Source organism: Ferruginibacter profundus (assembly GCF_054783275.1).
This window is the reverse complement of the sequence record NZ_BAAGQW010000001.1, coordinates 1616341-1642616: the sequence shown is the minus strand read 5'-3', so window position 1 is coordinate 1642616 and position 26276 is coordinate 1616341. Positions and strand designations below refer to the sequence as shown.

26 protein-coding genes are annotated in these 26276 nt (G+C 39.4%); 14 read left to right on the top strand and 12 right to left on the bottom strand.

The features are described from left to right. Positions 1-118 precede the first annotated feature (118 nt). Together ACYVM0_RS06965 and ACYVM0_RS06960 are read left to right on the top strand one after the other, a co-directional pair. Positions 119-886: a L,D-transpeptidase family protein gene (locus ACYVM0_RS06965; RefSeq protein WP_460554530.1), complete on the top strand. Its 768-nt coding sequence runs from the start codon at positions 119-121 to the stop codon at positions 884-886. Positions 887-941: 55 nt separating this feature from the next. After that, positions 942-1649 carry a DUF2071 domain-containing protein gene (locus ACYVM0_RS06960; protein WP_460554527.1) on the top strand — a complete coding sequence of 236 codons (708 nt, stop codon included), beginning with the start codon at positions 942-944 and terminating at the stop codon, positions 1647-1649. Between the two features lie 7 nt (positions 1650-1656). Here ACYVM0_RS06960 and ACYVM0_RS06955 read toward each other — a convergent pair whose 3' ends face one another. Continuing rightward, positions 1657-2940: an aspartate kinase gene (locus ACYVM0_RS06955; protein WP_460554524.1), complete on the bottom strand. Its 1284-nt coding sequence runs from the start codon at positions 2938-2940 to the stop codon at positions 1657-1659. 110 nt (positions 2941-3050) lie between these two features. Here ACYVM0_RS06955 and fbp point away from each other — a divergent pair, with 110 nt between their 5' ends. From fbp to ACYVM0_RS06925, 6 genes are all read left to right on the top strand, one after another. After that, complete coding sequence (fbp, locus tag ACYVM0_RS06950; protein WP_460554522.1) at positions 3051-4067, top strand: class 1 fructose-bisphosphatase; 1017 nt, start codon at positions 3051-3053, stop codon at positions 4065-4067. A gap of 15 nt (positions 4068-4082) precedes the next feature. Beyond that, positions 4083-4562, top strand: coding sequence for a GNAT family N-acetyltransferase (locus tag ACYVM0_RS06945; protein WP_460554520.1), 480 nt, complete (start codon positions 4083-4085; stop codon positions 4560-4562). 10 nt (positions 4563-4572) lie between these two features. After that, on the top strand, positions 4573-5331 hold the full coding sequence (locus ACYVM0_RS06940) for an ABC transporter ATP-binding protein (RefSeq protein ID WP_460554518.1): 759 nt from the start codon (positions 4573-4575) through the stop codon (positions 5329-5331). 60 nt (positions 5332-5391) lie between these two features. After that, complete coding sequence (locus ACYVM0_RS06935) at positions 5392-6138, top strand: peptidylprolyl isomerase (RefSeq protein WP_460554516.1); 747 nt, start codon at positions 5392-5394, stop codon at positions 6136-6138. A gap of 21 nt (positions 6139-6159) precedes the next feature. Next, a complete protein-coding gene (locus ACYVM0_RS06930; protein ID WP_460554514.1) occupies positions 6160-6690 on the top strand; it encodes a metal-dependent hydrolase in 531 nt (176 codons plus the stop codon). 99 nt (positions 6691-6789) lie between these two features. After that, positions 6790-7332 carry an NUDIX hydrolase gene (locus ACYVM0_RS06925; RefSeq protein WP_460554512.1) on the top strand — a complete coding sequence of 181 codons (543 nt, stop codon included), beginning with the start codon at positions 6790-6792 and terminating at the stop codon, positions 7330-7332. Between the two features lie 36 nt (positions 7333-7368). On the opposite strand, the gene ACYVM0_RS06920 is transcribed toward ACYVM0_RS06925, so the two are convergent. The 3 genes from ACYVM0_RS06920 to ACYVM0_RS06910 form a co-directional block, all read right to left on the bottom strand. Beyond that, on the bottom strand, positions 7369-8694 hold the full coding sequence (locus ACYVM0_RS06920; RefSeq protein ID WP_460554510.1) for a bifunctional folylpolyglutamate synthase/dihydrofolate synthase: 1326 nt from the start codon (positions 8692-8694) through the stop codon (positions 7369-7371). A gap of 106 nt (positions 8695-8800) precedes the next feature. Continuing rightward, positions 8801-9640, bottom strand: coding sequence for an SPOR domain-containing protein (locus tag ACYVM0_RS06915; protein ID WP_460554509.1), 840 nt, complete (start codon positions 9638-9640; stop codon positions 8801-8803). Between the two features lie 396 nt (positions 9641-10036). Further along, positions 10037-10237 carry a hypothetical protein gene (locus ACYVM0_RS06910; RefSeq protein WP_430989803.1) on the bottom strand — a complete coding sequence of 67 codons (201 nt, stop codon included), beginning with the start codon at positions 10235-10237 and terminating at the stop codon, positions 10037-10039. Between the two features lie 423 nt (positions 10238-10660). Here ACYVM0_RS06910 and ACYVM0_RS06905 point away from each other — a divergent pair, with 423 nt between their 5' ends. Then, a complete protein-coding gene (locus ACYVM0_RS06905; protein WP_460554507.1) occupies positions 10661-11350 on the top strand; it encodes an aspartate/glutamate racemase family protein in 690 nt (229 codons plus the stop codon). A gap of 7 nt (positions 11351-11357) precedes the next feature. Here ACYVM0_RS06905 and ACYVM0_RS06900 read toward each other — a convergent pair whose 3' ends face one another. From ACYVM0_RS06900 to ACYVM0_RS06885, 4 genes are all read right to left on the bottom strand, one after another. Then, a complete protein-coding gene (locus tag ACYVM0_RS06900; protein WP_460554505.1) occupies positions 11358-11792 on the bottom strand; it encodes a hypothetical protein in 435 nt (144 codons plus the stop codon). Positions 11793-11861: 69 nt separating this feature from the next. Continuing rightward, the gene (locus tag ACYVM0_RS06895) at positions 11862-13433 is read right to left on the bottom strand and encodes a SulP family inorganic anion transporter (protein WP_460554501.1); all 1572 of its coding nucleotides are present in this window, start codon (positions 13431-13433) and stop codon (positions 11862-11864) included. 112 nt (positions 13434-13545) lie between these two features. Continuing rightward, the gene (locus ACYVM0_RS06890; protein WP_460554499.1) at positions 13546-15564 is read right to left on the bottom strand and encodes a tetratricopeptide repeat-containing sensor histidine kinase; all 2019 of its coding nucleotides are present in this window, start codon (positions 15562-15564) and stop codon (positions 13546-13548) included. Between the two features lie 6 nt (positions 15565-15570). Continuing rightward, positions 15571-16278 (bottom strand): LytR/AlgR family response regulator transcription factor, encoded by a 708-nt coding sequence (locus ACYVM0_RS06885; RefSeq protein ID WP_460554496.1) that lies wholly within the window; start codon positions 16276-16278, stop codon positions 15571-15573. A gap of 126 nt (positions 16279-16404) precedes the next feature. Here ACYVM0_RS06885 and ACYVM0_RS06880 point away from each other — a divergent pair, with 126 nt between their 5' ends. The 3 genes from ACYVM0_RS06880 to ACYVM0_RS06870 are packed head-to-tail and all read left to right on the top strand — an operon-like array spanning position 16405 to position 20204. Beyond that, positions 16405-17244, top strand: coding sequence for a hypothetical protein (locus ACYVM0_RS06880; RefSeq protein ID WP_460554493.1), 840 nt, complete (start codon positions 16405-16407; stop codon positions 17242-17244). A 24-nt stretch (positions 17245-17268) separates the two neighbouring features. Then, positions 17269-18285: a hypothetical protein gene (locus ACYVM0_RS06875; protein ID WP_460554490.1), complete on the top strand. Its 1017-nt coding sequence runs from the start codon at positions 17269-17271 to the stop codon at positions 18283-18285. Positions 18286-18320: 35 nt separating this feature from the next. Next, positions 18321-20204, top strand: a complete 1884-nt coding sequence (locus tag ACYVM0_RS06870) for a thiol-activated cytolysin family protein (RefSeq protein WP_460554487.1) — start codon at positions 18321-18323, stop codon at positions 20202-20204. 30 nt (positions 20205-20234) lie between these two features. Here ACYVM0_RS06870 and ACYVM0_RS06865 read toward each other — a convergent pair whose 3' ends face one another. The 4 genes from ACYVM0_RS06865 to ACYVM0_RS06850 all read right to left on the bottom strand — a co-directional run bounded on the left by ACYVM0_RS06865 (position 20235) and on the right by ACYVM0_RS06850 (position 25096). Further along, complete coding sequence (locus ACYVM0_RS06865) at positions 20235-21464, bottom strand: RNA polymerase sigma factor (protein WP_460554484.1); 1230 nt, start codon at positions 21462-21464, stop codon at positions 20235-20237. Between the two features lie 85 nt (positions 21465-21549). After that, positions 21550-21894 carry a YciI family protein gene (locus ACYVM0_RS06860; RefSeq protein ID WP_460554481.1) on the bottom strand — a complete coding sequence of 115 codons (345 nt, stop codon included), beginning with the start codon at positions 21892-21894 and terminating at the stop codon, positions 21550-21552. 18 nt (positions 21895-21912) lie between these two features. Next, positions 21913-22296 carry a VOC family protein gene (locus ACYVM0_RS06855; protein WP_460554478.1) on the bottom strand — a complete coding sequence of 128 codons (384 nt, stop codon included), beginning with the start codon at positions 22294-22296 and terminating at the stop codon, positions 21913-21915. An 88-nt stretch (positions 22297-22384) separates the two neighbouring features. Then, a complete protein-coding gene (locus ACYVM0_RS06850) occupies positions 22385-25096 on the bottom strand; it encodes a family 78 glycoside hydrolase catalytic domain (protein ID WP_460554475.1) in 2712 nt (903 codons plus the stop codon). Positions 25097-25247: 151 nt separating this feature from the next. Between ACYVM0_RS06850 and ACYVM0_RS06845 the strand changes: the two genes are divergently transcribed. Then, entirely contained in the window at positions 25248-25832 is a 585-nt protein-coding gene (locus ACYVM0_RS06845) for a Crp/Fnr family transcriptional regulator (RefSeq protein ID WP_460554472.1), read from the top strand. A 93-nt stretch (positions 25833-25925) separates the two neighbouring features. Next, positions 25926-26273 carry a hypothetical protein gene (locus tag ACYVM0_RS06840; RefSeq protein ID WP_460554469.1) on the top strand — a complete coding sequence of 116 codons (348 nt, stop codon included), beginning with the start codon at positions 25926-25928 and terminating at the stop codon, positions 26271-26273. Positions 26274-26276 lie beyond the last annotated feature (3 nt).

The following is a 26276-nucleotide window of genomic DNA, read 5'->3' as shown; positions in this document are numbered from 1 at the left end:
AGATCATGGGGAAACCACCTGAGTTTGCAGGGTTTTCCACATTGTGGCTTTTTTTAACAAATAAAGCATCATTTTTTTTTTACTTTTACGTTCAAAGTTTTAACTCCAATTGTTTTTAATGAAGCATCTGTTTGTAAAAACCATATTTATTATCCTGCCCTTTTTCTTCATTGGGGGTGTTGCCTGTTCTCAAAATTCATTTGTTGATATTCAAAAAAGTTCGGTTAAACTTTCCGGGATATTTTCCGGCATGGAAGATTCTTTAATAAAACAGTTTGACGAAAAGAAACTCACCTGGCCGCCACAAGCCATGTATATCCGGTCGTTTAAGTACGACAGGCAACTGGAAGTGTGGGTTAAAGGCAATGCGAAAGAACCATTCAAACTTTTTAAGACGTATAAGATATGTATGCAAAGCGGCACCATGGGCCCCAAGCGCATGCAGGGAGATTACCAGGTGCCCGAAGGTTTTTATTATATCAACGAATTTAATCCCAACAGTAATTATCACCTGGCCTTAGGATTAAATTATCCCAATGCATCAGATAAAATCTTAAGCGATTCATTGCATCCCGGTAATGCCATCTATATTCATGGTAATTGCGTTTCTACCGGTTGTATCCCTATCAGCGATGAACCCATTGAAGAATTGTATATCATTGCCACGCATGTAAAATCAAGCGGCCAGGATTTTATACCGGTGCATGTTTTTCCTGTAAGATACAATGTAAAAAAATCGGCAGAGTATCTGGCACAAACGTTACAGACCAGGCCCGCATTAATAGACTTTGCTACAAAACTTAAAGAGGCCTTCAATTTTTTTGAAGAGAAAAAACAACTCCCGGTTATTTTGGTGAATAAGAAAGGGGAGTATGTGGTGGATTAAAAATTTTATGAGGCTGGTGGCTATTAAAGTTGTAACAATATAACAGGTTTGCCATATGAAACTTCCCACCATACATGGCTTCATCGACCGGAGAATACTGATCAATTTTACTGCCACCCCCGGAGATGTAGAAAAAATCATCCCTTTCCCGTTTCGGCCTAAAATTTATAAAAACAAAGCCATTGCAGGCATCTGTTTGATCAGGCTTAATAAAATCAGGCCCAAGGGGTGCCCGGATTTTATGGGTATCTCTTCTGAAAACGGGGCCCACAGAATTGCGGTAGAGTGGGATGAGGAAGGGCAGGTTAAAGAAGGTGTTTTTATTCCAAGACGGGACACTTCATTAAGGTTCAACACAATTGTTGGCGGAAGGATTTTTCCGGGCAAACATCATTTTGCAAAATTCAATGTAATTGAAAAAAATAAAAACTATCATGTAGCTTTCAACAGTTCGGATGCAACACAAATTTCTATTGACGCAACTGAAGTAAATACATTTGACCCCAATTCAATTTTTGAAACGCTTGAAAATGCTTCGGCTTTTTTTGAAAAAGGGGCCGTTGGTTATTCTCCCAATGGTAAAAAGTTTGAGGGCTTAAAACTGGAGACGTATAACTGGAAAGTAAAACCGCTTGCAGTAAGCAATGTGCAATCAAGCTTTTTTGACAATGAAACTATTTTTCCAAAAGGCTCCGTAAAATTCGACAATGCTTTACTAATGACAAGGATTGAACATGAATGGCACCCTGTTAGTAATAAGTAACTATTTTTCAGGCCTGCGTTACAGGGGTGTTCTGCATTAATGCCTGCACCGTTTCGGTTGTTCTCTGCGTAAGCAAAATTGTTTTCCCTTTGGTTAATACATCAAATTTTTCCCTGGTATAATGGCGTATGGTGAGTAAGGTCAGATCTTTTTTTACCTGCACATCAAAAATCTCCGAGGCAGCTAAAGCCAGCTTTTCAATTTTTTCAGGCTTATCATCTAAGCAACATAAAATACTTATCGCCCCGTTCTGAATTAGGTTAGGACGTATTTTTATTTGCGCAAACAATTCATACAAACGGCTTACATATTCTTCTCCTACAAAAGAAAAATCTTTAGAACTTAATTCCAGCAATACCTGTTTATCTTTTACCACAATAACGGGCGGCAAATTATGTACCGGTTTATTACTGATGATAGTGCCTGCAAGATCGGGTTGTAAAAAACACCGTACGTGCAGGGGAATGTTTTTATTCTGTAATGGCTTTATTGTTTTGGGGTGAATCACCTGTGCGCCATAGTAAGCCATTTCAATTACTTCGTCATAGCTAAGGGCATCTAAAAATGTAGCATCCGGAAATGCTTTAGGGTCGGCATTCATCACACCTTCCACATCTTTCCAGATGGTCTGGCTTTCGGCATTTAACAAGTTGGCAAAAATTGCAGCACTGTAATCACTGCCTTCCCTGCCTAAGGTGGTACTTTCATTTTCATCGGTAGCGCCAATAAATCCCTGTGTAATAATTACATCATACTCATTAAAAAGCGGTACCACAATACTATTCACTTTTTCCTGTGTAAAGGCCCAGTCAATAGCCGCATCACGAAAATTATCATCGGTTCTTACAATATCCCTTACATCTATCCATTTATTTTTTACGCCGGCTTCATTAAGGTAATCACTCATCATGGAAGTGCTCATCAGTTCACCACTGCAAACGATCTGGTCGTAGTAATAATCATAAGCTCTTACCGGCTTATCATGCAATAACCATTCTATTTCTGTAAAAAAATCTTTTAAATGCGCTTCGGCCTGTTGCCAATGCAAAGTAGTAAGGTATTTAAGCGTGGTTAAATGCTGCTCTTTTACCCGTTCAAATAATTGCAGGGCATCATCTTTGCGGCCTTCAAAAAAAGCATCCACCACTTTTTCCAGTGCATTGGTGGTTTTGCCCATGGCAGAAATGATCACCAGTATTTTTTCGCCCTGGTAAGCCTGTAAAATCCTGCTTACATTTTGTATTCTTTCCACGCTGTTGATGCTGGCGCCTCCAAATTTAAAAACCTTCATTTATGGTAGTTGATTAAGTTAATTCTGTAATTTAGCCCTGTTAAACAGATTTGCAAAATTCGTAAATCTTGCTCAATAAACCCGTTAGTATTTAACCAAGTTATACAATTATGATTATTAACCGCAGAGTACAGACACTGGATGAATTTACCATTCAGCAGTTACGTGATTTTCCTAAAGCCACAGGTGAGCTGTCGAGTTTATTAAGAGATATCGGGTTGGCTGCAAAAAGGGTGAATGTGGAGGTAAATAAAGCCGGGCTGGTGGATATTTTAGGTGATGCAGGGTCGATGAATGTGCAAGGCGAAGAAGTAAAGAAATTAGACATTTTTGCCAATAACCAGTTTGTAGGGGTATTGCGCCATGGAATCAGTTGCGCCGGTATTGGCAGCGAAGAACTGGATGATGTGGTGATATTTGATGACGAAGTAAGTAATGCCAGCAAATATGTCTGCCTGTTCGATCCGCTGGATGGCAGCAGCAATATTGATGTAAATGTTTCTATAGGTACCATCTTTAGCGTGTACAGGCGGGTAAGCGAATTGGGCAAGCCTGCTACCGAAGCAGATTTTTTACAGCCAGGTGTTAAACAGGTGGCAGCAGGTTATATTATTTACGGCTCGTCTACCATGATGGTGTATGCAACAAGAAGGGGAGTAAATGGATTTACACTGGATCAATCGATAGGTGAATTTACTTTAAGCCATCCTGATATTAAGTGCCCGGACTCCGGCAAATTTTATTCTGTGAATCATGGTAATTTTTTCCAGTACGAAGAGAATGTAAAAAAATACATTAATGAATGCCAGAGAAAAACAAAAGAAAATGGCGGCCCCTATACGCAACGTTATATAGGAAGTATGGTAGCCGACATTCATCGCAATTTAATTAAGGGCGGAATTTTTATGTACCCTGCAGTGCTGGATAAACCCAAAGGCAAATTAAGGGTGATGTACGAATGTAACCCCTGTGCATTCATCATTGAAGTGGCAGGCGGAATTGCCACCAATGGCAAACAAAGAATGCTGGACGTGCAGCCAACCGGATTGCACCAGCGCACACCGTTTTTTGCCGGCAGCAAATTGATGATGGAAGAACTGGAATCATTTTTAAAAGGAAACGAATAACAGCAGCTAACGGGTATGCCGCAGCGTAGTGTTGATAGTATGATAGCAATTATTGAATACGACAATAAATACCAACCCGATTTTTACCGGTTGAATATTGAATGGCTGGATAAATATAATCTTACCGAGAGCCACGACCTCGAAATATTGAACGATCCTGAAAACACGATCATTAAAAACGGGGGCTTCATCTGGCTGGCCAGGGAGGCAGATAAAATCGTTGGCACCGCAGCAATCATTAAAGAAGGCGATGGCGTATTTGAATTAGCTAAAATGTCGGTTGATGAAGCTCACCAGGGCAAGGGCATCAGTAAATTACTGATTGAAAAATGTATTGCAAAAGCAAGGCAGGCAGGAGCAAAGAAACTGGAACTGTTTTCCAATAGCCAGTTAACTACTGCACTGGGTTTGTATGAAAAATACGGATTCCATCATGTTACAGTAACCAATTCTCCATTTGAAACAGCAGATGTAAAAATGGAAATGATATTTTAATTTATTAAGTATGAGCACAATGATCTCTGTAAAGAATCTTACCAAAAATTACGGCAACTTCCAGGCAGTAAAAGGTATTTCCTTTGATGTGTATGAAGGTGAAATTTTTGGTTTGCTTGGGCCGAATGGTGCAGGTAAATCCACCACGCTGGAAATTATGGAAACGCTTAAAGAGAAAACCAGTGGCGAAGTAATAGTAAATGGTTTCAACCTGGATAAATCTCCCGGCGAAATAAAAAAGATCATCGGCGTGCAATTACAAACTTCCGGTTTTTATCCCGGATTGAATTTGATTGAGCTGATCAATTTATTCGGAGGTTTGTATAATGAGCCGGTGAATGCCATGGAACTGTTGAAAATGGTAAACCTGGAAGATAAAGCAAAGAATAAATTTAAGGATATGAGTGGCGGGCAAAAGCAACGTTTTTCTATTGCCACCACGCTCATTAATAAACCCAAAATTATTTTCCTGGATGAGCCTACAACAGGGCTTGACCCGCAGGCAAGAAGAAATTTGTGGGACCTTATCATTGCTATCCGTGACAAGGGTACCACAGTTATCATCACCACACATTATATGGATGAAGCGGAACAGCTTTGCGACCGCATTGCCATTATGGACGAAGGCAGGATCATTGCTTTGGATTCTCCTGATAAAATGATCGATGACCTGGTAGCCACAGGTTTTGAAAGGCCTAAGATGGTAAAATCAGCTAATCTGGAAGATGTGTTTATTCATCTTACCGGCAAGGAAATGAGAGAGGATTAGTGAGTAAGTATGTAAAGTAAATAAGTATATAAAGTAAATTAAAAACAAAAAATAAAGTACATGAATAAGGTATTAGTATTGATGTTAACAATGGGATTATTTTTTTATGGCGCAGCACAAAGCAAGCCAAAAGTTGTAGCAAAGCCTGCAACAAAATCGGCTGTTGTAAAAGGCCCTTTTAAAAATTTAGTAGATAGTTTTAGTTATGCAGCCGGGTATAATGTGGCCAATAACATGAAATCGCAAAACATCAGCAAGATCAATCCTGTGATTATGCAAATGGCTATTGATGATGTGTATAAAGGAAAGAAGCCGGTGCTGAGTGTGGAGCAGATGGGTGCCTGTATGCAGAAGCAGGTGGATGCGTTTTCTAAAGAAGCATCTGCAGCAGAGATAGCCAAAGGTGTTGCATTTTTAGATGCCAATAAAAAGAAGCCCGGTGTAACTACCTTGCCAGACGGGCTGCAGTATGAAGTGATCACGAAGGCACCGGAAACGTCTACACTAAAACCAACATTGGTTGATACAGTGGTGGTAAATTATGTAGGTACGCTTATCGATGGCCGTGAGATCGACAATTCCTACAAACGTGGGCAACCGGCCGTATTCCTGGTTACCGGCGTTATTAAAGGCTGGATGGAAATTTTACAACTGATGAGGGTGGGAGATAAATGGAGGGTTTTCATCCCTACAGAACTGGCCTATTATTTAAACCCGAGAGACCCCAATGCCATACCTCCCGGTGCTGCATTGATTTTTGAAATGACACTGGAAGGAATTAAACCGGCTGCACCAGCTTCTAACTAATAATAAAAATTTTTGTGTATAATGAGCGAAGACCTTAGATACCCCATTGGTAAATACGAAGCACAACCGTTCTCTGATAAACAATTGCAGGAATGGCTGACTGATATAAAAAATTTGCCGCAGCATTTAGAGAATGCCGTTTTAAATTTAGATGCGGCGCAATTGAACACGCCATACAGGGAAGGTGGCTGGATGGTGAAGCAGGTAGTACATCATGTAGCAGATAGCCATATGAATGCCTACACACGCTTTAAATTAGGCCTTACCGAAGATAATCCTACCATCAGGCCTTATGATGAAGTGGCCTGGGCAGCAATGAAAGACTCCCTTGAACAGCCCATAAATATTTCGCTCACATTATTGCATGCCTTGCATAGCCGCTGGCATTATTTTCTTAAAGAGATTACTGCAGCTGAATTACAGAGAACTGTTTTTCACCCGGAGCATAAAAAGGAAATGACCCTGTGGCATTTGCTGGGTATGTATGCATGGCATGGCAGGCATCATGTGGCACATATCACCAGCTTAAGAGAAAGGATGAAATGGAGTTAGTTAAATAGTTAATTGGTTAATTAGTTAATTGGGGGTTTGCAGCAAGAAGTAAAACTAATAAACCAGTAAAGTAATACACCAGTAAACCAAAAAACAATCATGCAGTGGAAATTATTAGCTTCTAAATATTTAAGCAGGCACATTTATTTTACCGCAAGAGAAGACCGTTGTGAAAGACCCGATGGACAGATCGTGGACCCTTATTTTGTAGTGGAATTACCGCCCAGTGCCTGCGCCATGGCCATTACAGAGGATAATGAAGTGGTTTTAGTAAGGCAGTACCGGCATGCCATAGGCGAAACCATTTTAGAAATTCCCGGTGGTTTTATTGATGCCGGCGAAGACCATCAAAAAGCTATAGCAAGGGAATTACTGGAAGAGACGGGCTATGCATTTACCAGTTATGATTACCTGGGAAAGATTGCAGCCAACCCCGGAATGCTGGATAATTATACTTATTTATACCTGGCCAGGGGAGGAAAAAAAATAGCAGCGCAAAAGTTAGATCACAACGAAGATATTGACCTGGTAACAATGCCGCTGGAAGATTTCAGAAAAATGTTATTGAATAATGAGATCGTTCAGTCGCTGCACATGGCCTGTGTGTATTATGCTTTTCAGAAAATAGATGAAGGGGCGTGAGGGTGAATCGTGAATAAGATAAAGTCTGTTACAATGCTATTTCTTGTCTGAAGCATTTGCCTGACCTGCGGGCATATTCACTTCCCCTACTAAAAATACGCTTCCGCAAACGATGATGAGATCTGTAGCTGAAGCTTTTTCTTTTGCAGCAGCAATGGCATTATTTACCTCATCATAAAAATCTCCCTGCAGGTTAAAGGTTGCCGCTTTGGTTTGTAAATCCTGTGCCGGCATGGCCCTTGGAATATGAGCATTGGTAAAATAATATGTGCCATCAGTTGGCAATAATGATAAAACCTTATCTACTTCTTTATCTTTTACCATACCAATAATAAAATGTGTTTTGGTTTGGCTGTTGCCTGTTGCCAGTTGTTGTAAAATTTGTTTGATGCCATCTTCATTATGCGCCACATCTAAAACAATGGTTGGGTTTTCTGCAATCACATCCCACCTGCCGTGCAGGCCGGTTATTTTTTTTGTATTGGCAAGGGCAGTTTTTTCTGCTTCATTTTTTATAGTAAAACCTTGTTGTGTTATAATACCTTCGGCACATAAAACAGTGCACAGGTTTTTAGTCTGGTAAATGCCGTTGAGATCCAATATAAATTGTTCTGTTATTGTATGCTCAACATCTGTAACGGCGCATTGCAATGTCTGCACAGTTGATACAATGTCCGAAACCATATATTTATCCTGTGCAAAATAAACAGGTGCATTGCATTCTCTTGCTTTGGCAATAAAAATATTTTTTGTTTCGGCCAGGTATTCCCCGATCACCACCGGCACACCCGGTTTTATTATGCCTGCTTTTTCCATCGCAATTTCTTCCAGTGTGTTACCTAAGATATTCATGTGGTCGTAACCGATATTGGTGATCACAGATAGCAGGGGAGTGATCACGTTGGTACTGTCTAACCTGCCACCAAGGCCGGTTTCAATAATTGCGATATCAACTTTTTGTTGGGCAAAATATTCAAATGCCATGGCAACAGTCAGTTCAAAAAATGATGGTTCAATCTCTTCTGAAATAAGTTTGGTGCGTTGTACAAATTCAATCACAAATTCCTCTGCGATCATTGTGCCATTTATTTTTATTCTTTCCCTGAAATCTTTTAAGTGCGGCGATGTGTACAATCCCGTTTTATAACCCGCCTGTTGCAACATGGCCGCAAGCATATGACTGGTACTTCCCTTGCCATTGGTACCGGCAATATGAATACTTTTGAATTTTGTTTCAGGATTACCTAATGCATCGCAAAGGGCAATAGTATTATGTAGATCTTTTTTATAGGCAGCTGCGCCAATGCGGCTGAACATGGGCAGGTGCTGGTAGAGATAATCAATCGTTTGCTGATAATTCATTTAGTTGGCTATATTCAGCAGCAAATGTAAGTAAAGCGCAATAGCAATGCAAATAGATAACTGAATCATATTTATCTATAGACGATGAATTTATTACCGGGAAAAATTATTGCACTTTAAAATTAAACGGCACAACTACTTCAGAAGTGTGATCACTTTTATTAAATTGTATATTGGGCAGGTAACCCCTGATAGCGTCAGCATATCTGGAATCGCTGCTGGTAGAACCTTTATCTAACCCAATAAATACTCCTCTACCTTCGGGATTAACCCTGATTTTAGCATTAATAATTGCTTTGGGAAGTGAGCCCATGAAAATATAATTGTTTATAATAGTCCTGTCGCCTTTGGATACCCTTAATCCACTACCACCGGTTCTTCCGCCCGGATTATCACCAAAACTATCAGGCTTGCCATTAGGATGACCGATATCGCCTTTGCTACCTGGTTTATTACCCTGACTATTAAAACCATTATCTTCCTTAGCTCCATTACCAGGGTTTGTATTATTTGAACCTCCGGGATATACAATCTTTGGCTTTCGTGGCTTAGGTTCAGCTACAGCAACAGGTGCTGTGGTGTTTGTTACAATTTTTGGTTTTGTTTCAGTTTTAGTTGGTTTTACAACAGGTATTGCATCAGCATCTTTACTGTCGTCAGGCATTTGTTCTTTTATCGGTTCAGGAGCGGCTGCGGCCTGGGTCTGCTTCGGTTCGTTTACCGGTTCCTCTGCAGGAGATTTCTCTCCTTTTATCAATGGCTGCACCTCGCCAAAACCTTCACTTAAGTTACCTAAGTTCACTTCAATCAGGTCCTGTGCAATGGGTGCTGGTGGCGGAGGTATTATCCATGTCCAGAAAATGGCCAATAACAAAAAGGCAATAACTATTGCAATAGTATAAAAAAAAGCTTTCCTGTTTTTTTCAGATTCAAATGATGCAGACATAGTAATTGTATAGTGTATAGTAAAGATATTCAATTTTCTATAACGATGCAAAACCGTACCAAATTCAATAAATCCTGTTAAAAATTTAACAAAATCATGGGTATAGCCACGGATTACACGGATGAACGCGGATTTTTTTTAGTTGAAACTTCGTTCAGCCTGTTTTATTAGACTTTTATTTTCATTGGTGAAAAATACAGTTAGCCACGGATTACACGGATTAACACGGATTATTTTTTTGATGAGAGCAGCTGTTTAATCAACTTAGTTAATATGCTGTATTTTGTTTTCATCCGTGCAAATCTGTGTAATCCGTGGCCCAATAAAAAAGCATGGCGCAAGCCATGCTGTAAAAACTAAAAAGAACTATTTTATTTCAAACGAATAAAGTAACACTTAGTTAGACCATCTCCTCATCATTGAGGCAGTGGTTCTTTGTCTTTTTTGAACATTCCACAAGTCTACCACACCAAATGAACGGTTGTTGTTCCCGTCAATTCTTACATCAACAGCAATGGTTTCTTTTGTTTCTTTCAATAGTTCTTTCAGGTCTTTTTTGTTGATAGGGGCACCAATGCCCATGACATCACTCTTCATATTTCTAGTTTTAATTTAAAAAATTACATCCCCTCAAAGTCAGGCGAAAAAGTCTGGTTGGGCGGATTGTTCAGTAGCACACATTGGTTGTTGTAACCAGTAAATAGCGCAGGTTTACCGAATTGCGGCGCAAAGATAGTAAGCTTTACAATGCTTTATAAGTCAATTAAAGGTTCGTAATATTATGCCTAAAGGGTGAAGGTTTTGTTAAAAGCCTTTACAGTGCTGGGTTTCAGGCAATTTTTTTTATTACAGCCAAGGCTGTTATGGTGGTGTTTATTACCACTTTAAAGGCGGGTTTAACCAACAATTTATCCATTAAAACAGAAGAAATGCATAAAGGTTACTTTTACTGCACTTCGTTTTTGTGAGATGAAGATTTACAAAAATGATTGTAACATTGCGTTGCAAAAAATTATCAGCATGAAAACAATCGGCATCATTGGTGGCTTAACCTGGTATTCTACTTTAGATTATTACAGGTTATTGAATGAACTCACTAACAAACGGCTTGGTGGTGCACATGCTGCAAAAATAATTTTAAACTCGGTTGATTTTGCAGAAATAAAAGTGTTAACCGAAGCTCAGGATTGGGATGGTATTGCGGTGATCATTTGCAAAGCGGCACAATCACTGGAACTGGCCGGCGCAGATTGCATTATGATAGGAGCCAACACCATGCATAAAATTGCAGACACGATACAGGCATCTGTACATATTCCTGTGATACATATTGGTGAAGTAACTGCTGCAGCAATAAAAAATACCGGATTAAAAAAAGTGGCTTTGCTGGGTACAAAATATACCATGCAATATGATTTTTACAAAGCTAAACTGGCGGCTAACGGAATAGCCACTATCATTCCCGGAGAAACGGATATTGCTTTTATCAATAATTCTATTTACAATGAATTTAGTGCAGGTATTTTTTTGCCTGAAACAAAGGCAGAATTTTTACGCATCATCAATGTGCTTATTGAAGAAGGTGCAGAAGGAATTATTTTAGGCTGCACCGAAATTCCGATATTGATAAAACAGGAGGATTGTGCTGTACCTGTTTTTGATACCGCATTAATACACTCAACTGCGGCAGTTGATTTTGCCTTAAGCTGATCTTGTTTTACAATCTTTCCAGAGTAAGATAATCTGTACCGCTGCCGCCACCGCTTACATCTTCCAAACGTATCTTCATACTTGTTTTTTCAATGATATGCCAGTCAGTTTTTAATTTACTGAGGGGTGCGGTACTGCCAAAATTCAGGTATAATTTATTCTGGCTATCATCATTGTATGATGTCCAGGTACCATTGGTTACAAAACTCCCCAGGATGGCACTTGCAGAACCGTTGGTTGTAAATACAAAAGTGTAGCCGGTGTAATTAGCCGTTTCATCAGTACCACTGTCGTTATAATAAGTTATTTTCCAGGTGCCCTGTGTTACCACCGTACTTGTTGGTGTTGTTGAAGCCGCTGTTGTAGTGTCGTCTTTGCTGCAGGAAATAAAAATAGTTGAAAGCAGTAGTGCAATAATAGTAAGGCTAACGATCTTTTTCATATAAGTAGATTGTGTATAGAACTACTTATGAAATAATGGTGCCAGAATGATGTTTTACCTGTTAATTTTTTAATGTACTGCTGTAATGTTCACTTTTTCAATGCCTTTAAGGTGTAATTCAATGTGCCGGTCGTGTGCTTTGTTGGCATACTCGCTGATTATTTCAAGAATATCATAATCAATAAAATTACAGTCGCTGCCATCAATGGTAAGCACGCTGTACGGAGGAACTTTATCCAGCGCTTTCTTCAGGTTTACTTTATTGAGAAAAGTGACATTGCTGTTGAGCCGGATGTAAAACACCTCTGTTTCGTGTTGTTTTGTTTTGGTGATCTTATATTCTGCCTTAAAATTATTCCTGATGATAAAATAAATTGAAATGAGTAATCCGATGCTTACGCCAATTAAAAGATCGGTAAACAGAATGACCACAATGGTTATAATGAAGGGAATAAATTGCTTCCAGCCCAGGCTCCACATATTGCGGTAGAGTTTTGGTTTGGTAAGATTATATCCCGTAATTAATAAAATAGCGGCCAAAGAAGCATAAGGTATCTTATTAAGCAGGAAAGGTATCAGCAATACTGCTAACAATAAAAACAAGCCATGTGTAAATGCCGACAATTTTGTGCGGCCACCGGCGTCAATATTGGCCGCTCCTCTTACTACTACTGCGGTTATTGGAATGGCGCCTAAAAATCCGCAAAGCATATTACCAATGCCTTGCGCCACTAGTTCCCGGTTCACCGGTGTGATCCTGTTGTGTGTATCTAATTTATCAATGGCTTCGGTGCAAAGCAATGTTTCCAGAGTGGCTAAAAGCCCAATGAATAAACCATCGATCCATATTTCCTTATTGCTGAATATTTTTGAAAGATCGGGGAAAGCGATATTTGAAAAAATATTTGTAGGGATATTCACTAATTGTGTAGGGCGCAAAGTATATACTGATGTGATCTTGGTAAAAATAATATTGATGATAATGCCAAGCACCACTACTATTAAAGGTGCAGGAACCACTTTTAATTTTTTTGCAAAGGGCTGTTGCAATACGATCATTACACACAATGATGCCACCGCAATGATAATAGCGCCCCTTGTAATTTCCTGGTTGAAATTTTTGATGTTGGCAATAAAATTCTGCGACGAAAATAAATGCATAAAACTGCCCGTCCAGAAATCAGGCTTATCATATCCCAATGCCAGCGGAATTTGTTTTGATATTAAAATAATACCAATGGCTGCCAGCATGCCTTTAATTACTGAGGATGGAAAATAATTGGCGATAACCCCCAGTTTTAATACCCCCAGTAATAATTGAAATAACCCCGCAATAATAACTGCCAGTAAAAATATTTTATAATCACCTAATGAAATGATGGACGCTGCCACTAATGTAGTCAGGCCTGCGGCAGGGCCCGACACGCCTAACGAAGCGCCACTTATCAATGATACCACCAGCCCGCCAATAATGCCGGATAGCAATCCTGCATATAAAGGTGCGCCGGATGCCAGCGCAATGCCTAAGCAAAGCGGCAGTGCAACAAAAAAAACAGATAATCCGGCAGGTAGATCATGTTTAAGCCAGAGGAGGCGGTAGTATTTTATTTTTCGTTTCAGAATTCCTGTGAATTTTACCACTAAGGTAAAATTTTTTAAAAAATATTTTCATGACCAATATCATTTGGCCGGTACCGGTAATTTACCAGTTCAATAATTACTCCACTAAGGATTAAAGTATTGACCGCTAAAATTAAATAGATAAGCTGAAAGATGTGCCTTGCTGCTGCACCTGCTGCAGCCTGATAGTACAATGTATTGCTTTGGCAAGATCCCTTATCAGATGAAATCCAAGGCCGCCTTTAATATTAACAGGAGTTTTATCATCCTGCAACACTCTTGCCTGTTCGTCTGCAATGCCCGGGCCATTATCGGTGATGGATAAAATTGTTTTACCGCCTTCCTGTTTTGCATTCCATACAATGGTGGCATCGGGAGTATGCTGCAAAGCCTTGATAGCATTTGAGGTTAGGTTGTGCATGATGGTTTGCAGGTAATTTTCATCCGTAGTCACTTTCAGGTTGCCGGCATCTTTAAATACCAGTTGCACGTTATCAGTGTTTATAAAAAAATTATTTAAATAAGCAAACAGGTCGCTTACTGCAACAGTACGCATAGTGGGTTGAAAGTTTTCCATCTGTCCCTTGCTCCAGGTAAGCATAGCTTCCATATTCTCCAATAAAGACTCTGCCGATTCCGTGATCTTTTTTTCGTGTGCTGCAGCCTGTTCTGCAGACCATAAACCGGCATCTTCTTTTTGTAAATGTAAAAAGTGTACCAGCCGTGAAACCGGTCCACGAAAATCATGACTGAGTATTGCAAAGAATTTTGCTTTTAGTTTATTGGCTTCATCCAGCTCACTATTCAACTGTAGTAAAGTAGTATTGTTTTTTTTACGGGTTCGGCTTTGCAGGAATAATAAGCCTCCGATGATACTTAATAACAATAATCCACCGATCAATGCCCATTGCGTTTTCCTGGTGTTAGATAATGCCAGTTTATTGATCTCAATTTCTTTGTCACGTATGGCAACTTCTCTTTGCCCTTCAATACCGGCTATGGCATTTTTATTTTCCTGCGAATGAATGGAGTCATCTCTTGTGTGGTATAGTTTGTAATTTTCAAAAGCACTTTTATAGTCACCCTTCATGGAATATACATCGGCCAGCATTTGCCCGTATACTGCTTCATATGCAATATCGCCGTTTTGTTTGTACAATAGAACTGCTTTTTTTAACCAGGTTTCTGCGTTAATAAGCAAATTGTTTTTTTGAAAAGCGGGATCGGTTTTATGCGCTGCAGTTACAGAAGAATCGTGTTGTGCAAGGTCTAAATAAGCGCCGCCGATATTGCCAATAATAGAAATGGCATTCTGGCTTCCCGGAGCAATTGTTGTCCACAGTTCATTCGCTTTCAGGTAAAAGGACAGGGCATTTTCATAATCTTTAGTATTGCTATATACGGAACCGTAATTACCATAGATAATAGCCAGTTGCCGGTTGTTGCCGGTTTGTTTATTTATGGCAGATGCTTTTGCCAGGTAGTTTTTCGCTGCTTCGTAATTTTTAAGGTTGCTGTAGTCGAGACCAATAGAGGTGTAGGCTAGTTCAATCCGGTCATCACGTTTTGCCATTTCATAAGCCTGCAATGCTTTTTCATGATAAGTTAATGCTTTGGTATGATCATTTTGTGATGCGTATGCAGCGGCAATATTAAAATTGGCATCACCGGTATTAAGGGTATCTTTTATTTCTTCCGCAATTTTTAAAGCCTGAAAAAAATAATCTACTGCTTTGGTATGATTCCCCTGTTGCAGAAAAATTCCTGCAGTGGTATTGAGCGCAACAGAAATGCCTTTATAATTTTTTATGGCTTTGCTTATGGTAAGTGCTGTATCCAGTAATGTGATTGCTTTCGCATAATCGCCTTTGTAGGAGTAAGCATTGCCCATTGATATTAAGAATGACCCTTCGCCTTTTTTCCATCCTGCTTTTCTCGAAAGATCCAAACCTGTTTTTGCAAATGCAATAGTTTTATCAGGATCACTTTCAGCATATTTTAAAACGATCTTGTAAATAATTTTTGCTCTTAACGTATCATCTTTTTCTTTGGGTATTTCATTAATTAAAGAATCGATAAAAGCCTGTCCCTGCTTTTGTGCAATGGTAGTATTACCGGGGAATATGATCAATAAAAGGAAAAATAATTTCATAATTATTTAATTGAATAGCCCTTCCAATGCATTTTTATAAGTTCTTCCTACAGGTAAAATAATATCATGTACAAAAATTTCTTTCGGTGTTATCTTATTAATAAAGTGTTTTTGCACGGCGTAACTCCGGTGTATACGGATGAACATCTGAAATGCTTTTTGCTCCAGCAAGTTACCGAGTGTTGATAATATACAGTATTTTTTTGTTGCTGTTACAATGCTGGTATAATCACGTAAGGCTTCCAGGTATATGATATCATGCAATTGTAATTTTACCTGGTGGTGCCCGTCTTTGATGAACAGGGTATCGCCGCCTAAACTATAATCGAGTAAAGCGGCTTTGCGCCGTATATCAAGATAGGTTTGCAACCGTACCATTGTTTTGGCAAAGCGTTCTGCTTTTAATGGCTTTACAATAAAATCCAGGGCCTCCAGTTCAAAACTTTCTACTGCGTAATCGGGATAGGAAGTAATGAAGATGCAGGCAGGAATGCCGGCCAATTCTTTTCTAAGCTGCAGGCCATTAAGCCCGGGCATGTCTATGTCTAAAAACAATACATCAGGCGCTACTTTTTGTGCAAATTGTAATGCTTCTTCAGCGGTACCAAAACTACCCATCACATTCAGCAACGGATATTGTTTGGCAAAATGCGTTACCGTCAGCCTGTCTACTTCTTCATCATCCACAATAATACAGTTATAGACTTGTTGCATAGAAAACAAAAATAATATAAAAAATCATTTGCAGATTTAAAATGTTGTTGGTCGATTGCAATAACTGTAAGGCTACGATTGGTTATAAGTTTGTTTGCACAATAACAAATGTTTAAACCTGTCAACATGAAACTGTTTTTTTTGCTTTTAATAATTAGTCTGACTGCTGTTGCCGGATGCAAAAAAACGGGCACTACGGCTGTTTCCAATCCTGCGGCAAACAATACCAATACCCCGGGTTTAATTGGTGGTGGTTTTCAGCCGGGCATTCCGTTCAGTACTTCCGAGTTTAATATTTACGACCTGGATCATGATAATAATAACGACAAAAAATATTTCCGGATAGAATTGTACAGTACCGATAGTGCAAGAATTGTAATGGCCCCCAAACCTATCGATAGCCTTTCCATTAACTGGCCGGCTGCGGTAAAAAAAATCCGCTGGAGCCCCGGGGCAGAATTTATTGTGGATAATAACAGTTATATACGGATATCAGGAGGTGGTTTCGTTCAAACATCATACAGCCCCACATCGCCACAGCATGCATGGATACGACAAAACGAGTACACTATTTTTAATCCATTATTTCCGGCAAGGCTACCTGATGCAGATGTGTTTATAAATGGCGAATACCATCTTTTATACCTCGATCAAACCCATCCTTACATTGATAAAGTTGCCAGTACCACTTTAAATGGATACCAGCAGTATAATGTTTATAGCATGAGTGATTTTTATGCGGCGCTGCCGGGATTGGCAGGCCAGGCTTTTGACCTGTACGACTACACTAATGTTACAGACGTGATCTATCAGCCTGTCACCAGCAAATACTACTTTTTTGATTTTAAGAATTGGAGGTATTGGGTAATTGACAGGCCCGGCGGATTAAATGAAGGCTTTGTAGCACATCCCATAAAAAGTTTAGACAAATTTTTAAAATGGCCCGCCGGCTGGGGCAAAAAATAATCTTCACCAAAAATAATAATGACAATGAAAACGACGATCGTTTTTTTTAGCAGCTTATTGCTATGGCAATTTTCTTTTGCACAGGAAAATAAAGTGGTTAAAAAAGCGCAACAGGTAAACAATAAATCGCAGCAGGTAAGCGAAACCAGTGATAAGGTAAAAGAACAGGCTGGCATGATTGCAAACAATACAAAGAATGCAGTACAGAATGCAAAGGCTGTAATAAAAATATTTGAACCCATCTTCGCTATTCATTTTAAAAAGAAAAATAAAAAGAGTAGATCAGCAAATGATAATGACAATGTAGTCATCGATACGAAGCAGGTAAAATCTGATCCTGGAAATAATAATACTAACCCTTCGCAAGGGCAGCCGGTAAGTGATAATAATTTCCCGGTAAATAACAATAACAATGGTCAGCCGGTTTATAACGATCCGGGTGTTCCTGAAAATACCAATTACAACCCCGATGGCAGTGCCAATTTAGGCAACCAGTACAATGCAGAATATGGATGTTATTTAGACGCATTAACCGGCACCGTTTTATTTGGTGGCGATGCAGAGGAAAAACCTACCAGTGTGGACCTTATTTTTTTAGCGCCTAACGATGGGCAGAATACTTATTATTTAGTGACACCAAATTTTGCTCATGATGGAGGTGCCGATTGCTTTTGGGGTAGTTGCACAACCGATAACCCTGTTAAAAGCTGGAAGACTGTAAATGAAAGCGAAGTGGCAGTAACTACTTTAACCGGTGCACAGTTTGAAAAAATACAATACAATACGCAATTATCAGGTGCCGTGAAGGGTACACGTGGTTTTGCAGGCTGGTATTCTTCCCCCGGCAATAAACTGGACGGGAAAGTTTTTGCAGTAAAAACAGAAATGGAAAATCGTACCGCTTATGCATTGATATACGTAGTAAAGCAGGTAGGTACCAGCGGAAGCGGAGGTTATCTAAAAGTAAAAATAAAAGTAACCGGTATGGATACTAACGGTGATGGAGACCCTGATACTAACGTGTATGAATCCAGGAATTAAATCAAACAATTTCAGCAGTTATAAAAATTAATGTTATGAATAATAAATTTGTTTTACTTGCCGGCTCAGCATTGCTGTTGGTAAGTTTTTCAATAAAGGCGCAGGTGATGTCTGCAAAAAAACTGATACCTGCAACAGGTGCTACTACTGCAATCAGTAAGCAGCCCATTAAAAAAGATACATTGCCGGTGGCTAAACCTGCTACAGGTGTAAAGTTAGCCGGACAGGGAAATGCGCCATTAGCCAGTAAACCTTTGCAACCTGCAAATCAATTGCCTGCAAGAGACCTTAAACAAACCGATTATGGCAACAAATATAATTCGCCCAATCAGTCAATTAAAGCCAATGAAGTTATCTCCGGTATATATACTCAAACTATTCGTTCGGGAGGAGTGCCGGTAACTATTCAATACAAACTTGCAGATAAGTCATACGGTGTTTCAGCAAATACTATAGCCGGTGCAGAAAAAGGTAAGCCTGGTTATATGAGTAAAAATAAAACACAATCGCAGAACAATGAATGGAATTGCAGCTCCGAACAAATAAGGGTTTCTATTAGCAATGACTCTTACATGAAAATAAATTACGAGGCACAGGCAGCCAATATCTGGCCGGGGGCTGTGTATAAATTCAATAATTTTATAAATAGCCGGAGTGATGAAACCGGCAATCGTAACCCCGTAATAATTTCTACCTCTAACCCCAATATAAGTGGCTCTGTATCTGAAACCATGCAGGAACCAAACCTGGTTAGTGCAAGGCAGGCCATTAAAAATCTGTATGAAAGATTTACAAGAGTGCCTGAAGATATTAGTTTGGGCAGTATGCAAATACATTCGGAAGAAGTACGCAGTGCAGCGGAACTGGATATAAAAATTGGCGCATCGGGTTATGGCGGCGGATTTTCTGCCAGCAATCAATTTAATTTTTATAAGAAAAATCAATCGCATATTTTTTTATTTGATTGTACTAAAGAAATGTTCAGTATTGATGCCGGTAAACCTGCCGGAGGTTTTTTTACTGACCCTGCAAGAGAAACTGCAGACATGATGTACATATCTTCTGTTACTTACGGGCAAAGAGTGATGGCGTTGGTAGAAATAAGCCTGGATGATGAAAAAATAACGAATAATTTAAAAGCCCGTTATGAAGGATTGCTTGCAGGTGGCAGTGGTGCCATTGACATTGCATCTGATATTTCCAATGGCAAGGCAACTGTAAATATGTTTGTGGTAGGCGGGCAAAGTGCAAAAGCATATCCTGCATTTGGCATTACAGAAATGAAAACAAGATTACAGCAGATTATACAAAGCCTTACTTATACCACATCAAAACCAATCCGCTATACCTTCAGAAATATGAATGGTGATATAGTAAAATATTCCAGTACTACGGATTATTTCAACAGTATTTCCTGCGAACCAAAGAGTGAAGATGAAAAGCCTGCATCTGTTAATGTAAAGATCGCTTCAATTCATATTGACCAGATGAACCAGGATGATGTGGATCTTTACGGCCTCATATTTGCTGAAGTAAATGATGCGGAAGGTAATCGTATCTGGGAAGGCCAGTCAAAGATTATGATGAGTTTAAGCCAGCAGGATCATATCAGGAAGGAAGAATTAAAAACCTATAACCAACAAAATTTGCCGCTGAAAGAAATACAGATTAATATTCCGGCAGGTAAAGTACCAGGTGCAAAACTTACTGTTTACTATTCCCTTTCAGATTATGATAGCGGCAGTGGCGATGACCGGATAAAAATACGTGGACAAGACGGAACAATAAAAGGGTATGATTTCCAGGTCATTGACCTCGATCCCATAAAAAGAGGCGACCAAAAACGTTTTGCCACCCAATTTGTAGATGAAGATGGCGATTATCCATTTACCATAACCATAGATGTAAAAAAGCAATAAAGATAAATTGACGGAAGAATACTTTAACCGCTATTGAAGCGCATAAATGTTTTTACTTATTGTTGCTTTATCTGACGCTGATTTTGCAAATTTTAAAGCATGCTGAAAATGCTGCATAGCTTTGGCGTTATCAATACCTGTATACAAATTGCCCAATAAAGAATGGTAGAAATGATTACCGGGAAGATTTAATTTTTCTGCTTCTGCAATGGCTTCCCGCTTTCCATTGGCTTTTGAAAGCGCATAGGTTCTGTTTAATGCAGCAATAGGAGAGTATTCTACCTGTAATAATTTGTTATAGAGTTGCAGGATGTTCTCCCATTTTTCAGGTGTATCTTTTTTTTGCGTATGCCAGAAAGCAATAGCAGCTTCCAGGTGGTATTTAGTTAACTGTTTGCCGGTAGAGGCTTTGTTCAGGTAAAGCTCTCCTTTGGTGATCAGTTCGGTATTCCAGAGCTTTTCATCCTGGTCTTCATACAAAATAATTTCACCAAGGGTATTTATCCTTGCCTCAAATCTTGACGAATGAAAGCACATTAAGGAGAGTAATGCATTGGCCGCAGGTGTATTGGTTTGTTCATTTTCTGTGAGCATCAGGTTTAAGCGCATGGCTTCAATGCATAATTCTTTTCTAAGGGTGGTATTTTGCGAAGAAGAATAATAACCTTCGCTGAATAATAAATACAATGTGGTTAAAACAGTTTCCAGTCTTTGATTGATGGCTGCGGTACCGGGTATTTCTATCTTTACTTTTTCAGCCTGAAGTTTTTCTTTGGCACGGTTCAATCTTTTGTAGATCGTTTCTGTATTGCTTAAAAAAGCATCGGCAATTTCTGCTGCACCAAATCCGCAGAGAATATTTAAGGATAGGCCGATTTGTGCTTCTGCAGAAATGCAGGGGTTACAGATAGCAAACATCATCTGCAGCTGGCTGTCGGTAATGTTTTGTTCACTAAGATCAATTTCGGGTTCTGTTACACTGTTTTCTTCAGCAGAAATAGCCGGTGTAATTTTTTCGGTAAAAAGTTTATTCCTTCTTAAAAAATCAATGGCCTTATTTTTCGAAACTTTATATAGCCATGCAGTTGGATTTTGAGGTAAGCCTTTCAATCCCCATGTTTCCGCAGCCAATAAAAAAGTATCGCTGGCAATATCTTCTGCGGTGCTCATGTACTCAATACCAAATAATTTACAAAGTACAGCAACGATCTTACTGTATTCTGTGCGGAACAAATGCGGTATCAGTTCTGTTTCATTCATAATGATAATGCCCCTGTAAATGTACAGAGGCAATATTATGTGAGGGTTGTCAATCTTTTAAAAATTGACAACCCTTTGCATGTTGTTACATTGGTATTATAGCTCTCACTTCCACACTGCCGCCAACAAAAAGTATGGGACAACCTTTCGATATCTCTGTGGCTTCTTCTAATGTACCAGTTTTAATGATGGTATAACCACCGATCGCTTCTTTTATTTCTACAAAAGGGCCATTGGTAACAATATTGCCGGGCTTAACCACATTGCCATCAGCCTCCAGGCGGTTGCCGGCCGATACCAGTTTGTTTTGTGCAGCAATGCTACCGATCCAATCCTGCCAGGGTTTCATCATAGCCTGTAATTGTTCAGGCGACATTGGTGGATTATCGGTGGTATTTTCTCTTCTGAAAATTAATAAGAATTCTTTCATAATATTTTTTTGTTTTTATTATTTATTGGAATGTAATGCCACCGTATTGCCTTCGGTGTCGGTGAAATGTGCCATGTAGCCGATCTCGTCTGTGATCTTTGTCTTAGGCATTAATATTTTTCCTCCTGCTTTGTCAATTTTAGCAAGTACATTGGAAAGATCGGGATTACCATTCAAATAAACTTTGGTACCATCTGCACTCGGTGTATGCATCGGACCCTGTACCAATCCCCCGGAAACTTTTCCATTCATATCTTCCGAAGGAAAGAAGGCCATTTTCATACCCATCATCTCTGCCTGTTGCAGCTGGATACCAAAGATAGTTTCGTAAAATTTTGTTGCACGGCTGATATCAGCTACTGGTATTTCAAACCAGTTGAGTGCATTTTCTTTCGCTGTCATGAGTAATGTTTTTAGATGTTTTAAAATCTGTTTTCATTATTATGACGAACGGCATTTACAAAACCGGACAAACGAAAAAAAATATTTTTTAAAACAATTGCATCCCTTCAAAATGATATTTACCCGACCCAACTTTGAGTATTACGTAAAAATCCTCTGTGCCAATAACTGTAATATCTTTTAACGGAGATGGTAATAGTATGTCGCCTTCTTTCGCTATTAATGCAGTGGAAGGTACATATACAGTAGCCGTGGTGTTTGCCGGAATTTCCACATCCATTGTTACCCTGCCTCCATCAACTTTCCAGCCGCAGCTTAAAGTACCATAGTAGGTTTGCAAACCTGCAGCTGCATTGGTAAATCCTCCGCCAATATGCGGTTGTATTTTGATGTGCTTGTAACCAACACCATCTTCATATGTATCTAATCCTACCATCACCCGGTACATCCAGTCGCCAATGGCGCCGTATGCATAGTGATTAAAAGAATTCATGGAAGGCACCTGGAAACTGCCATCCGGTTTTATGCCATCCCATCTTTCCCAAATAGTAGTTGCACCCATTTTTACCGGGTACAGCCATGAAGGGTAAGTTTCCTGCAATAATAATTTATAAGCAACATCGGTATAACCAAAACGGCTGAGTACATGGCAGAGATAGGGGGTGCCTAAAAATCCGGTGGTTAAATGATTGCCATAACTTTTTACATTCTCAGCCAGCCTGGCTGCTGCATCTTTACGCATGGCTTCGGGCAGCATATCAAAATTTAATGCCAGCACATGAGCCGTTTGTGTGTTGGATAATAATCTTCCGTTGGGTGTAACATATTCTTTTAAAAAAGCTTCTTTTACTTTTTCTACCAGGTTGCTGTAATACGTTACATCTGCAGTTTTATCTAATACTTTTGCTGCATTCAATGTTAGCTGGGCAGAGTGAGCAAAAAAACATTGCGCAATAAAATATTTATCTGTAACAGCAGAGCGGCCATCATTATCATCAAAAGGGCGGTAAAATAACCAGTCGCCAAAATGAAAACCCGTATTCCATAAATAATTCTTACTGGCTTTTTCCATATAGCCCACCCATGCTTTCATACTGCTGTATTGGTCTGCCAACACCTGCTTATCACCATAGGCCAGGTACACGTTCCATGGAATAATGGTAGCCACATCTGCCCAGCCTGTGGAGCCGGCATCTGTTTTTCCTAATACATTCGGTATCACAAAAGGTACACTGCCATTGGGCAATTGATCAAATGCCACATCTTTTAACCATTTGGCGAAAAAATTATTGACACCAAAATTAAAAGTTGCGGTACGTGAAAATGCCTGCGCATCACCCGTCCAGCCCAAACGTTCATCACGTTGCGGGCAATCAGTAGGCACATCTAAAAAATTACCTCTTTGTCCCCATTGTATATTATGTTGCAATTGGTTTACCAATGCGTTGGAAGAAGTAAATGTGCCCGTTGGTTTCATATCAGAATATAAAGCCACCGCCGCAATATTTTCCGGTGTCAGTTCGCCGGGGAAACCATCTACTTTTATGTACCTAAATCCCTGGAAGGTAAAATGCGGTTCAAAAAATTCTTCGCCACCACCTTTTAAAATATAAGTGTTTTGTTGTTTGGCCACACGAAGATTTTCTGTATAAAAATTTCCAGCTTTATCCAGCACTTCGGTATGTGAAATAATTATTTTATCACCACTATTACCTTTCACTTTTAATTCCACCCAGCCTACAAGGTTCTGTCCAAAATCTGCTACCAGTTCTCCTTTTGGTGTTCTGAAAATTTTGATGGGTTTAAATGTTTCATGCTTTTTTACAGGTTCATTATAAGTGGCTACTAAATGCGCTTTATCCGCATCACCAATCTTTACGGCTTTCCAGTCGGCATCATTAAAATTGGTTGTTGACCAGCCTGTTTTTTCTTCTCTTGCATCATCCGTTTCGCCATTATAAATTTCAGCATAGCGGATAGCGCCGTAGGAAGATTTCCAGCTTTCATCAGATATTATTGTTTGCGTAGTACCATCATTGTATTCAATATCTAATTGCAGTAAAATACCTGTTTTTTTACCATAGAGATTTTTATGGTCATCCCACGCTAAATAACCACGGTACCAACCCATGCCTGCCACAACTCCAATAGCATTGGCACCATTATTCAACATGGCAGTAACATCATACACCTGGTATTGCAGGCGGTTGTTATAACTTGTCCAGCCCGGGGTTAGGTAATAATCACCAACACGTTTGCCATTAATTTGTGCTTCATACATACCATGTGCTGTAATATAAGCGGTAGCCGTTTTTATTTTTTTATTCAGCGAAAAAGGTTTTCTGAAATATTGTGCCGGACGATTGATACTGTCTTCTGCAAAACCAGCCTCGATCCATTTTGCTTTCCAGTCTGATGCATTCAATAAACCCATTTTAAAAGCAGCAACATTGCTCCATGCAGATGCAGCGCCATAATTATCCCACACTTTTACCTGCCATGTATATTGCCTGCCCGATTGCAGTTCACGTCCTGCATAAGGGATCATTACAGATTGTGATGATGGTACTTTACCGCTGCTCCATACAACTGTTTTTCCATTCATTACTTTACATTCATAAGCTGTTTGTACAACATTTCTTTTGCTGCTTGCTAATTGCCAGCTCAATCTTGGTGTGGCAACATCAATGCTCAAAGGGTTGGAGAGATTTTCGGTGAGCAGGCTGGTTACGCTTACCTGTGCCATTACAAACTGCAGGCTGATAAGCGTGCCAATAAATACAGCAAACATTTTTTTCATCGGAAAAGCTTTATAAGAGGTTGAAGAAATTAAGTGGGTTAAAAGTAAGCACTTTTTAATTCAGGAGATATGATTTTTGAGTTTAAGTTTACGCAAACTGTTAACCGGGGAGTACTTATTCTTTCTTATTTTTGAAAACATATTATACTGTATGCAGCCTGATCTATTATTACATGCCATTGCCAGACATATCAGCCTCACTGCCGGGGAGCAGGACCAGCTTATTGCTGTGTTGTCCTATAAAAAAGTAAAGAAAAAACAATTCTTGTACCAGGAAGGAGATATCAGTAAGCAGGCGGTATTTGTTATTGCCGGCTGCCTCCGCAGTTATTCCATTGATAAAAATGGATTTGAACACATCCTGCAGTTTGCGCCGCCCGGCTGGTGGATAAGCGATATGAAGAGTATGATCACCCAGGAGCCGGGCACATTATACATTGATGCTGTGGATGACAGTGAAATTATACTGATACAAAAAAATGACCTGGATAAATTGTATACCGCAATTCCCAAACTGGAACGATTTTTTAGAATACTGGCCGAAAACTCATTAGCCACTTACCAGCATCGCCTTATTGATAACCTTAGTCTTTCGGCATTGGAACGTTACGGCAATTTTTGCAAACGCTATCCTTCATTAATAGAAAATCTTCCTCAAAAACAAGTAGCCGCTTATATCGGGGTTACCCCGGAATTCCTTAGTAAAATGCTGAATAAAGTTCCTGCAAAGAAATAAAACTTAATCTTGATTAAGTTTTTTGCTTAACCTGGATTATTTTTTTCAGGTTATAGCCGTGGTACTTTTGTTATTCAAAAAAAAGTAAAGTATATGAACAGGACAACAATACTGGTAGTTGGAAAATATGATTTCTTACCTGCCGGTAACGAATGGGATGTAGTTGCAGTAGCCGGCACTGAAGCCGCTATTGAAAAATTTCACCAGGTGGATTTTGATGTGGTGGTATTTGATAACAGTACAAAGGAAGATGCCGCAAAGCTGAGCAGATTATTTTTATTTCAGCGGCCTGATCTGGTCCTGTTGGAAAATAATAATGATGATGAAATTGTTACACAAATAAAAGCGGCGCTGCAAAAAAGACAAGAAGCAAATAAACCTTCATTTTCATTTGTTGACGATGCTTTAAAAGCAGCTGCATTACCCATCACTATTCAATAAAAA